This window comes from Rhizobium sp. SVR5-2C (assembly GCF_056755115.1).
Map to the genome: position 1 here is coordinate 1 of NZ_JBNDHT010000180.1, position 11,354 is coordinate 11,354.

Annotated in this window: 12 protein-coding genes and 1 pseudogene; 7 read left to right on the forward strand and 6 right to left on the reverse strand. The window is 59.8% G+C overall.

What is annotated here, in order from left to right; translation table 11 throughout:
* The 7 genes and pseudogenes from ACPYOI_RS32095 to ACPYOI_RS32125 form a co-directional block, all read left to right on the forward strand.
* The coding region (locus tag ACPYOI_RS32095) for a GntR family transcriptional regulator (RefSeq protein ID WP_481423874.1) at positions 1–744 on the forward strand (744 nt) is incomplete at its 5' end.
* Positions 741–1,577, forward strand: coding sequence for a 5-dehydro-4-deoxy-D-glucuronate isomerase (gene kduI, locus ACPYOI_RS32100; RefSeq protein ID WP_481423875.1), 837 nt, complete (start codon positions 741–743; stop codon positions 1,575–1,577). The genes ACPYOI_RS32095 and kduI, both read left to right, overlap by 4 nt.
* Positions 1,578–1,581: 4 nt before the next feature.
* Positions 1,582–2,337 (forward strand): annotated as a pseudogene (kduD, locus tag ACPYOI_RS32105) (2-dehydro-3-deoxy-D-gluconate 5-dehydrogenase KduD).
* 49 nt (positions 2,338–2,386) lie between these two features.
* A complete protein-coding gene (locus tag ACPYOI_RS32110; protein ID WP_481423876.1) occupies positions 2,387–3,070 on the forward strand; it encodes an amino acid ABC transporter permease in 684 nt (227 codons plus the stop codon).
* A gap of 7 nt (positions 3,071–3,077) precedes the next feature.
* The gene (locus ACPYOI_RS32115; protein WP_481423884.1) at positions 3,078–3,731 is read left to right on the forward strand and encodes an amino acid ABC transporter permease; all 654 of its coding nucleotides are present in this window, start codon (positions 3,078–3,080) and stop codon (positions 3,729–3,731) included.
* Positions 3,715–4,443: an amino acid ABC transporter ATP-binding protein gene (locus ACPYOI_RS32120; RefSeq protein ID WP_481423877.1), complete on the forward strand. Its 729-nt coding sequence runs from the start codon at positions 3,715–3,717 to the stop codon at positions 4,441–4,443. The genes ACPYOI_RS32115 and ACPYOI_RS32120 overlap by 17 nt, the downstream gene beginning before the upstream one ends.
* Before the next feature lie 60 nt (positions 4,444–4,503).
* A complete protein-coding gene (locus ACPYOI_RS32125) occupies positions 4,504–5,298 on the forward strand; it encodes a transporter substrate-binding domain-containing protein (RefSeq protein ID WP_481423878.1) in 795 nt (264 codons plus the stop codon).
* Positions 5,299–5,709: 411 nt separating this feature from the next.
* Here the strand turns inward: ACPYOI_RS32125 and ACPYOI_RS32130 are convergent, their stop codons facing one another.
* From ACPYOI_RS32130 to ACPYOI_RS32155, 6 genes are all read right to left on the reverse strand, one after another.
* On the reverse strand, positions 5,710–6,468 hold the full coding sequence (locus tag ACPYOI_RS32130) for a GntR family transcriptional regulator (protein WP_481423879.1): 759 nt from the start codon (positions 6,466–6,468) through the stop codon (positions 5,710–5,712).
* A complete protein-coding gene (locus tag ACPYOI_RS32135) occupies positions 6,465–7,505 on the reverse strand; it encodes an ABC transporter ATP-binding protein (protein ID WP_481423885.1) in 1,041 nt (346 codons plus the stop codon). The genes ACPYOI_RS32130 and ACPYOI_RS32135 overlap by 4 nt, the downstream gene beginning before the upstream one ends.
* A 23-nt stretch (positions 7,506–7,528) precedes the next feature.
* Positions 7,529–8,569, reverse strand: coding sequence for an ABC transporter ATP-binding protein (locus ACPYOI_RS32140; protein ID WP_481423880.1), 1,041 nt, complete (start codon positions 8,567–8,569; stop codon positions 7,529–7,531).
* A gap of 11 nt (positions 8,570–8,580) precedes the next feature.
* Positions 8,581–9,744 carry an ABC transporter permease gene (locus ACPYOI_RS32145; protein ID WP_481423881.1) on the reverse strand — a complete coding sequence of 388 codons (1,164 nt, stop codon included), beginning with the start codon at positions 9,742–9,744 and terminating at the stop codon, positions 8,581–8,583.
* A 3-nt stretch (positions 9,745–9,747) separates the two neighbouring features.
* Entirely contained in the window at positions 9,748–10,731 is a 984-nt protein-coding gene (locus ACPYOI_RS32150; protein ID WP_481423882.1) for an ABC transporter permease, read from the reverse strand.
* Between the two features lie 69 nt (positions 10,732–10,800).
* Positions 10,801–11,354 (reverse strand): hypothetical protein (locus tag ACPYOI_RS32155; RefSeq protein ID WP_481423883.1); only part of this gene is annotated, 554 nt, incomplete at its 5' end.

Genomic DNA, 11,354 nt, shown 5'->3' on the forward strand with positions numbered 1-11,354 from the left:
CTGCAGGGGGTGACGGTGTTATCGCACCAGCGGGCGGCGGCTCCGCGGGCCGCAACACTGGTCTACAATGCGCTTCTCGACGATATCGTTTCTCTGCGCCGCAAACCGATGGACCTTTTGAACGAGAAGGAACTGGAGGCGCAGTTCGGCGTCAGCCGCACACCGATCCGCGAGGCGATCATCCGCCTGTCCGACGATGGCCTCGTCGACGTTTTCCCGCAATCGGGCACCTTCGTCTCTCGCATCCCGCGCCGCGCGCTCTACGAGGCGATCCTCGTGCGCAAGGCCCTAGAGGATACCACGGTTTCGATTGCCGTTGAGAAGATGACGCCGGCGGGCCTGCGTGCGCTGGAGCGCAACCTCAGCGATATGGCCGCCTGCCACAGGGATGGCGACGTCGCCGCCTTCCATTTGCTCGACAACGAGTTCCACCACCTGATCAGCAGCATTGCCGGTTTCCCCGGCATCTGGGCGATCATCCAGCAGGTCAAGGTTCACAGTGATCGCTACCGGTTGCTGACGCTGCCGCAGGAAGGGCGTCTCGCCCGTGTCATCGAAGAGCACTCCGCCGTCATCGACTGCATGAAGGCAGGCGATAAGGCTGGCGCTGCCTCGGCTATGGGGTTCCATCTCGGCAAGCTCCTCAACGAAGTCGAGAAGGCCGAAATCTGGGACCCGAACTATTTCATCGAGGATGCGAAATCTCCCTTGGCATCCGCTGATCAGAAGGGAAACAATCAATGAAGATCGACGTCCGTCACGCTTCCCATCCGGAAGCCGTCCGTGGTTACGACACCGAGACGCTGCGCCGCCACTTCCTGGTCGAAACGGTGTTTGAAGGCGGCGACATCAGGCTGACCTACTCGCATTACGATCGCATGGTGATCGGTGGTGCCACGCCGCTTTCTGCCGCGCTGACGCTCGGTGCGCCGAAGGAGATCGGCCAGGAAACTTTCCTCGCCGAGCGCGAACTCGGCGCCCTCAATGTCGGTGGCGCAGGCAGCGTGACCGTTGACGGCAAGCGCTATGATCTCGCCAAATATGATTGCCTCTACGTCGGGAAGGGCGCCAAAGACGTCAGCTTCGAAAGCGCCGACGCGGGAAACCCCGCCAAGTTCTACCTCGTCTCGACGGCGGCGCACCAGACCCATCCGACGGTTCTCCTGACCCGCGACAAGGCCCGGCATCTGACGCCGGGCGAAGCCGCGACAGCCAACAAGCGTTCGATCTATCAGTTTATCCATCCGGAGGTCTGCCAGTCCTGCCAGCTGACCATGGGCTTCACGATGATCGAGGCAGGCAGCGTCTGGAACACCATGCCGGCGCATACCCATGACCGGCGCATGGAGGCCTATCTCTATTTCGATCTCGAGGCCGATCAGCGGGTGTTCCATTTCATGGGCGAGCCGCAGCAGACCCGCCACATGCTGGTGGCTAGCGAGCAGGCGATCATCTCGCCGCCCTGGTCGATCCATTCGGGTGCCGGCACCAAGAACTACAGCTTCATCTGGGCGATGGCCGGGGACAACAAGAGCTTCACCGACATGGACCATATCGCCATTGCGGATCTGAGGTAGGACGATGACCAATCCCTTCGATCTCTCCGGCCGCACCGCCGTTGTCACCGGCGCCAATACCGGCATCGGGCAGGGCATTGCGCTGGCCCTTGCCGACGCCGGTGCCTCGATCGTCGCCGTCGGCCGTTCGTCGATGGACTAGACCGAGGCGCTGGTCAGCAGATCAGGTGTCCGCTTCCACGCCATCAAGGCCGATCTTGGCAGCATCGCGCCGGTCAAGGATATCGTCTCGGAGACGGTCTCGACCTTCGGCAGCCTCGACATTCTCGTCAACAACGCCGGGATCATTCGCCGCGCCGATGCGGTGGATTTCACCGAGGAAGATTGGGATGCGGTTATCGACACCAATCTGAAGACGGCTTTCTTCCTGTCGCAGGCCGCCGGTTGTCACATGATCGAGAAGGGCAGCGGCAAGATCATCAACATTGCTTCGCTGCTCTCCTTCCAGGGCGGCATCCGCATTCCGTCCTACACCGCATCGAAGAGCGGCCTTGCCGGCATCACCCGGCTGCTTGCCTGTGAATGGGCGGGCAAGGGCGTCAACGTCAACGCGATCGCGCCGGGCTATTTCGTCACCAACAACACCACGGCGCTGCGCGACGATCCGGACCGCAGTGCCGCGATCCTTTCACGTATTCCGGCGGGCCGCTGGGGAACGCCGGCGGAACTTGGCGGGGCAGCCGTGTTCCTGGCATCGGCCGCATCCGATTACGTTCACGGCACAGTGATCCCCGTGGATGGCGGCTGGCTGGCGCGCTGAATGATTGAGTGAATTCGCACCCCGCCTGCGGGCCGCGTCTGGAGGAGCCATGCAGTACCAGTTCGATTTTGCGGCGCTGATGCCCTACTGGCAGGATTTCCTGTCGGGCGCGCTGACGACGATCGAGATCACCGTGTTTTCGGTGATCATCGGACTTGCGATCGGTATCGCCTGCGCCATCGCGCGCCGGTCCGATGTGCCGCTGCTGCGCGCGATCGTCGGGATCTATATCGAAGCGGTACGCAACACGCCGTTCATCGTGCAGATCTTCTTCATCTTCTTCGGGCTGTCGTCCATCGGCTTCCGTCTGCCGATCCTCGCCGCTTCCGTCTTCGCGATGGTGATCAATGTCGGCGCCTATACAGCAGAGATTGTTCGCGCCGGCATGGATTCCATACATCCGAGCCAGATCGAAGCGGCCGAAGCGCTCGGCCTTTCGAAGTTCCAGATCTACCGGGATATCATCCTGCTGCCCGCCATCGAGCGCGTTTATCCGGCCCTCTCGAGCCAGTTCATCCTGATGATGCTCTCGACCTCGATCTGCTCGCAGATCTCGGCGGAAGAACTGACCGGTGTCGCCAACAACATCCAGTCGAACACCTTCCGGTCGCTGGAAACCTATTTCGTCGTGGCACTTCTCTATATCGCCATCACCTATCTGATGCGCGCCGCCTTCTTCGGGCTCGGCCTCATTGCATTCCCGCGCCGCCGCCGGCTCGGGCTCGGCGTGTGAGGTGACGATGCTCGGAGCCTTCTCGACCAATCACCTGATCTACCTGCTGGATGGCCTGCTGTGGACGATCGTCCTGTCCGCACTAGCCTTCGTTCTCGGCGGCATCGCCGGTTTCTTCATCATGCTGGCGCGCATCTCGCGCTTCCGCTGGCTGCGGCGGGTGGCACTCGTCTACATCCAGATCGTTCAGGGCACGCCGCTGCTGATCCAGATGTTCCTGCTCTATTTTGGCCTAGGGGTCTTTGGCATCTCGGTGCCGCCGCTGGCTGCGGCCGGTCTCGGCATGATGGTCTATTCGAGCTCCTATCTCGGCGAGATCTGGCGCGGCTCGGTCGAATCCATTGCCAAGACGCAGTTCGAGGCCGCAGAATGCCTGGGGCTTACCCGCTGGCAGGCGCTGCGCGACGTCATCCTGCCGCAGGCGCTGAAGATCGCCACGCCGCCGACGGTGGGCTTCCTCGTGCAACTCGTCAAGAACACGTCGCTCGCTTCCGTTGTCGGCTTCCTGGAGCTGACGCGTGCGGCCCAGGTCATCAACAACTCCCTGTTCCAGCCGTTCCTGGTCTTCGGGGTCGCAGCGCTCTTCTATTTCTGCGTCTGCTATCCGCTGTCGGTCTGGAGCCGTTCGCTTGAGAGGAAACTCAATGTCGGCCGCCGTTAAACTTACCAATGTCGTCAAGCGCTTCGGTGCTCTGGAGGTGCTGAAGGGCGTCTCCTTCGAGATCAATGCCGGTGAGGTCGTGGCTCTGATTGGCCAATCTGGCTCCGGCAAGAGCACCGCGCTGCGCTGCATCAACAGGCTGGAAACGATCCAGGACGGGACGATCGATGTCTGTGGCCACCGCGTAGAAGACCCGAAACTGGATCTGAGGACACTGCGGCGCGACATCGGCATGGTGTTCCAGAGCTACAATCTCTTCCCGCACATGACGGTTGCCGAAAACATCATGCTGGCGCTGCGCCGGGTGAAGTCGATGCGCAAGGATCAAGCCTTCGAGATTGCCAGGCAGGCGCTCGCCAAGGTCGGTCTGTCGGAAAAGATCGACAACTATCCGGAACAGCTCTCCGGCGGCCAGCAACAGCGCGTGGCGATCGCCCGCTCGCTCGCCATGCAGCCGAAGGTGATGCTGTTCGACGAGGTAACCTCGGCGCTCGATCCGAAGCTCACCGGCGAAGTGCTGCGCGTCATGGAAGATCTGGCGCGCGGCGGCATGACGATGATCGTCGTCACCCACGAGATGGGTTTCGCCAAGCGTGCCGCCAACCGCGTCATCTACATGCATACCGGCAAGGTCTGGGAGATGGGAGGAACAGAGATCCTCTCCAATCCGCAGACACCGGAATTAAAGGAATTCATGGCCGAAGAGCTTTGAATTTGAGGAGGAGTGCCTGCGGCAAACGCAGGATCAGGTAAACGAGAGAGGAGTCTCATAATGCCGACAAAAATGATTTCGAAACTAGCCATTATCGCCGGAGCGAGCCTTTTGGCACTTGCATCGGCCGCAAATGCCGACGTCCTGGACAATATCAAGAAGGCGGGCAAAGTGCGCATCGCCGTTGCGATGGGTATTCCGGAATATTCCTTCGTTGATGAGAACTTGAAGCCGACCGGCTCGGACGTTGAAACCGCAAAGCTGATCGCCAAGGATCTCGGCGTCGAGCTGGAGCTTGTGGAGATCACCAATGCCGCCCGCGTTCCCTCAGTTCAGACAGGCAAGGCCGACATGGTCGTGTCGTCGCTCGGCATCACCGAAGAGCGCAAGAAGGCGATCGACTACTCGGTTCCCTACGCAACCCTTGCGCTCGTGGTTGCCGCACCGGCTGACGTTGCGATCAACGATTATGCCGGTCTCGACGGCAAGCGCATCGGCGTGACGCGCGCCACGACCAACGATCAGGACATCACCGCCAATGCCAAGGGTGCCGAGATCGTTCGCTTCGAAGACGATGCGACGCTGATCACCTCGGTCGTCTCCGGCCAGGTCGGTATCCTGTCCAGCCAGTCGGCGGTCATCAACGGCATTAACAAGAAAATGGCCGATCATCCACTGCAGGTGAAGTTCACACAGAAGGAAACCAATCTCGGCATCGGTATTCCAAAGGGTGAAGCGGCGCTGAAGGGCTGGCTCGACCAGTGGGTGAAGACCAACTTCGACAACAAGGTTCTGCGCGACATCTACCGCAAATACCACAATGCAGAACTGCCGGACGATCTGACGTCCCGCTGATAGTTTCACCTTCCTGCCGGCGCCGTATGGTGCCGGCAGGAAGGTGTGTTGTTATTCCGATATCTTATAGAGTGTCGCACGCACCGTCGGCGTCGCCAGCATGAGAGATAGGTCCAGGATTGTCCGTTTCGCCGGACGGGAAGCGCCGCGGCGTCAGCCTGAAGCGGGCGCCGACAGTGAACCGCTTCAAGGCGCTCATCCGCTCAAGTCCAGATCCAGGCAGCAACGCCAAGCACCGACCTATAATCACCTCCGTAGCGCCACGTTTGAGCGCTGATCGCCTAACCCGGCACGCGCTTGAAGGTAAATGACGAGGTGCCCCCAATCCTAGACCCTTGCCTCGGAGCGTACCCCCTTGCTGTCGCGCATGTTTTGAGACTGCGTCGTGGGTTGGGCAATTCCGCTCGAACGTTAGTCCTCTTCTTCGGTAAATCTTGCCAGCATATCTTCACGGGACTTCCAAGCGTGATGGCGGGCAGCCTCCTCCGCGCGGCGCGGGTCGCCCGATTCCAGTGCCCTAATGATTTCCTCATGCTCCCTAGCTACGTCAGCGGCCCTGCCGGGGACAAAGCCGTAACGTGTTCGGATCAGCCTGAAGATATCGAAATGGTTCCTTCGGAGGCGAAGCGCCTGCTCGTTGCCGGCGATCTCGCCGATATATTCGTGGAAATCACTGCTCATCTTGGCCGTCTGGGCATTCTCCCCATGGCTGCGTGCAATCGTCAGATCGCCATTGAGATGGCGGAGGTGTTCTATATGCTCAGGCCGGATGAGTGGCGTCGCGCGCGCCGCAAGGATTCCATCCATCGCCTCGCGAATGTCCGCAAGATCCTCGATCAGCTTGCGCGTAATGACCCGCACGGATGCGCCGCGATTCGGAATGATCTCGATCAACCCTTCGCCTTGCAGCTGTTGCAGAGCTTCCCGGACCGGATTTATGCTCACAGCATAGCGCTTTGCGAGATCCTGTACCTTGAGGCGCATGCCTGGCCAGAACTCGCCCGTCAGGATCGCCTGACGCATTGCCTCACCAAGCCGAGAATAATTGGTTCCACTTTGGAACTGCTCATCCCGGTCGGACAGGTTCATGTTGTGGTTTGCCATGTTCCCTTGAGGAATATCTTTGAACAGTTTCTCGGCGACGGACGTGGCGGCCTGGTCGGATCTCAAGTATCAATTCCTTTAAGCTCGATGGCTTCTGCGTGGTGACAGGCGACCTGTCGCCCCTGAGCCATCGCCCGCATCACCGGCACTTCAGACCGGCACCTATCCGTAGCATATGGGCACCTTGGGTGAAAGAGACACCCGCTTGGGTGGCGAGCAGGATCAGGTACTTCCCCCTGCAGACGAACTTGGGGACGTGACCGTAGCTCTGGTGATGGTCGCGGAATCGCGGCCATGAGCGCCGCCGTGTAGGGATGATTTGGACGACGAAACAGCTCTTCGGAAGAGCTGAACTCCACGACCCGGCCAGCATACATGACAGCTATTCGATCAGACACGAGCTTGATCACCGAAAGGTCGTGGCTCACGAAAATATAGGTGAGCTGGAGTTCGTCCTGCAGATCCTGCAAAAGGTTCAGCGTCTGAGCCCGGACCGACACGTCAAGCGCCGAGACGGCTTCGTCTGCTACGACGACGTGGGGCCGTACGACCAGCGCCCGCGCGATGACGATGCGCTGTCGCTCGCCGCCGGAGAATGCATGCGGATACCGCTGCATGTATTCCGGGCGCAGTCCCACCTTGCGCATGATATCGGCAACGCGATCCTTGATCTCCGACTTGTCGACGCCGTGGTGATAGAGCGGCTGGCCGATGGCCGCCAACACAGTTTGCCGCGGATTGAGAGACGTAAACGGATCCTGGAAGATCAATCGCAGATCGAGCCGGTACTTGTTGAGGATATCGGCATCTGCGCTGCCCAGATCGATCCATTCGTTGCTGCTACGGGGACGGTAGTTAATCGTGCCGCCGTTTGGTTTGTAGACACCCAAAATGGCCCGGCCGAGCGTCGACTTGCCACAACCGGATTCTCCCACCAAGCCGATTGTCTCACCCTCCGCGGCCTGCAGGTTGACCCCGTCGACCGCGCGCACGACTCCGTCCTGCTTCTTGCGAAGTCCCGCGCCTCTTCCAAAATGAACGCGGAGGTCTCGAATGTCGAGGCAAAGCTTGTCACGCGAGGAGTCGTTGTGAACGGTGCCCACGGCACCGGATGCGGTGTGGACAGTCACGCTGGCACCTCCTCGTTCTTGTTTGCCCAGGATTTGGAAAGGACCGGATCATGTTGAAAGCACCGCGCGGCTTGCGCGCTTTCGACGTCGAAGAGCGGAGGCACCTCCCTGTCGCAGATACCGGCGATCCGCTCGCCGCAGCGAGATTGAAAAGGGCATCCGGGTGGGCGGGCGAGGGGATTCGGCACCATACCTTCGATCTGACTGAGATGCGCCCGCCGCGGCAGGTCGAGACGCGTGATCGAGCCCAGAAGTGCACGCGTGTAAGGATGCTGCGGCTTGTTGAACAAGCTGAAAACATCGCTGCGCTCCAAAGTCTTTCCGAGATAGATGACCGTCACATCGTCCGCCGTCTCCGCGACGACGCCGAGATCGTGCGTGATCAGCATGATGGACAGGCCGAATTCCGCCTGCAGCTCCTTCATCAAATCGAGTACATTGGCCTGGGTCGTGACATCGAGAGCCGTGGTCGGCTCGTCGGCGATCAGCAGTTCCGGCCGGCAGGAGAGTGCCATCGCGATCATCGCCCGCTGACGCATCCCTCCCGAAAGCTGAAAAACATAGCTGTTCAGCCGTGAGGCAGGATCGGGGATACCGACCCTGCCAAGGAGCTCCACGGCCCGATCGCGGGCCGCACGCTTCGAAACGCGCTCGTGCAGCAGGATCATCTCCATGATCTGGTTGCCGATCGTGTGCACGGGCGACATCGCCGTCATCGGCTCCTGGAAGATCATGGAGATATGCCGGCCGCGGATCTCCCGCATTTCCCGGCTGTTTGCGGGCAGCTTGGCAAGATCGACAGTGCGCCCGTCGCTGTGATGATAGATGATTTCTCCACCGACAATGCGACCGGGATGCCGCAGGATGCGCAGGATTGCGTAGGAGGAGATGGACTTCCCCGATCCGCTCTCGCCGACAATACACATCGTGCTGTTGCGCCGAAGGGTGAGATCGAGACCATCCACGGCTCTCACCACGCCCTCCCGAGTGGTGAAGTGGACTTGCAGGTTTCTGACTTCGAGAAGGATATCCGACATGCCCCGTCTCCTCACAGTTTGCCATAAGGGTCGGCCGCGTCACGCAGGCCGTCGCCCAGGAAATTCAGGGACAGAACGGCGACGACGACCGCCACGCCAGGCAGAAGCAGCCAAGGCGCCGTTGCAACCGTGTTGACGTTCTGGGCCTCCTTCAGGAGGACTCCCCAGGAGACGGTCGGAGCTTGCAATCCGATCCCAAGAAAAGAAAGCGACGTTTCTGCCAAGATCATTTCGGGAATGGCGAGCGTGGTGACGGCTATGATATGCGAAGTAAACGACGGCACGATCTGACGCGTGATGATGTTGAATTCGCTCACGCCATCGAGGCGGGCCGCAACGACATACTCCTCCGATTTCAACGCCATGACCTTGCCCCGAACCTCACGGCCGAGCGATGTCCAGCCAACCAGGGAAAGCAACACAGTAATCGTGAGGTAGACCCAGAGCGGCGGCCAGTTCAAGGGAATGGCGGCAGCAAGTCCCATCCAGAGGGGTATGGTCGGCATCGAGCGGAGAAACTCCATTGTACGCTGGATTACTCGATCGATCATGCCGGAGTAATAGCCGGAAATTCCGCCAAGAAGAACGCCGATGACCAAACTGAGAGAGACGCCCAGCAAGCCGATCGACATCGATATCCGTGCGCCGTAGATGATGCGCGACAGGTTATCGCGTCCCAATCGATCGGAGCCGAGGAGGAAGAAGGGCTTTCCTTTCTCGATAGGACCGATCAGATGACGATCCCATTTGAACAGACCCCATATGGTATATGTCGCTCCCTTCACGAACAGCGCGATAGGAACTCTCTGGCTCTCATCGATCACATAGGCGCGCCGATAGGAAACCGGATCGACCTTGGAACGGAAGCCGTAGACGTGCGGCTTGAAGTTCCACGTTCCCGGCTCGAAGAGATGGATGCCTTGAGGCGGGGCATATTGAAAGCGGGTGTCGGTTGCGTTTGGATCGAGCGGCGCAAGGAACTCGCAGAACAGACCGACGATATAAACGAAGAGCACGATACAGCCGGCGAATACCGCTGCCCGGTGACGGATGAACCTCCACCACATGAGCTTCCACTGGCCGGCGACCTCGATTTCGCGAGCCGAACTGTCCTGACCGACCGGCGATACATCGGATGCTGCGCCTTGCTGTGAAATATTGATTGCGTCGGTCATGGTCTACTCCAGTCTTATGCGCGGATCGAGCAGCGCCAGAAGGATGTCGGAAACCAGGGTGCCGACCAGCGTCAGCGTCGAGAGGAGCAGAATGAAGGCGCCGGCCAGATACATGTCCTGGCTCTGCAGTGCCTGCAGCAGGAGGGGGCCGACGGTCGGGAGATTCAGCACCACCGAAGCGATGACGGCGCCGGAAATCAGGCTGGGAAGGACCCAGCCGACAGTCGAGATGAAGGGGTTCAAGGCGATGCGTATCGGGTATTTCAGGATAAGCCGCACCTCCGGCAGACCCTTTGCCCGCGCAGTCGTCACGTAGGGTTTGTTGAGTTCGTCAAGCAGGTTGGCGCGCATGATGCGAATGAGTTCTGCAGTCTTCGCGGTCCCGATAACGATCATCGGGATCCAGATATGCGCGAGAAGGTCCACGAACTTCGCAGAGGACCAGGGCGCGTGGGAGTATTCCGGCGAAAACAGGCCGCCGACACTTTGACCGAAGAAGTGAAAGCCGATGTACATCAGGCCGAGGGCCATCAGAAAGTTCGGAATAGCCAGACCGATGAATCCGATGAACGTGAAGAAGTAGTCTGCGAGAGAATACTGGCGGGCGGCGGAAATCACCCCGATCGGAAACGAGATCGCCCAGCTGAACAGAAGCGTCGATATGGACAGGACGAGGGTGAAACCGAGCTGATCCCAGATCAGGTCGGTGACCGGGCGCTGCCACTGGAAAGAGTAACCGAAATCTCCACGAAAGATGATCGCTGAAATCCATTTCCAGTATTGAATGTAGATTGGCTGGTCGAGGCCGAAGCGCTCGCGCAAGAAGTCGAGCTGCTGCTGGCTGATTTCCGAGCCGGACTCGAGTCCCGCGGCCAAGGTCGTCAAGAAATCCCCGGGAGGCAGCTGGATGATGACGAAAGCCGCCATGGAGATGAAAATCATCATGACCACCATGGTCGCCAGGCGGCGAACGATGAAAGATGTCATGGGTGTTCCTTTCGAATGGGTTCGGAAAACGGGCGAGCCGGCCCCGAGGGCGTCGGGGCCGGCAGGCACCTATTTCTGGAACGACCACTGCGCTGGCGTGCTTGGGCCTGGGAAGCCGAAGGTCCAGCTATTGATCACCATCTGCGGCTCGACATTGTGCAGCCGCTTGGAGCGCACGCCATAGCCGGGGATCGGTAGCGCTATCCCCATCGACATGAAATTGTCCTGAGCAACGTCGATGAGCTTGCGGAAATACTCCTTCTGCTTAGCGGGATCCGCAGTGCCCTGCATCTGCGCGAAGAGGTCGAGCCCGTCCTGCAAAAATTCAGGCGGCTTTTCTTGATTAGGACCGGCCTTCAGGACGTAATTGATCCAGCCTGTTCCCCACGCCGCATCCGGGTGAAGCGGGATATAGGCGCGCGGAAAAAGAAACGCATCGACAAGGCCGCCATCGCCGTCTTCGAGGATAGCATCATGCCGGTTATTGTTGCGTTGGTTCAAATAGGCTGATTTCTCCATCACGCGATAATCGGCGTTCACGCCGACAGCTTTCCAATAGCCCACCAGCAATGGCGCCAGATCTACGAATGGCTGACGGTCACCGCGAACGGTCAGGATGAAGT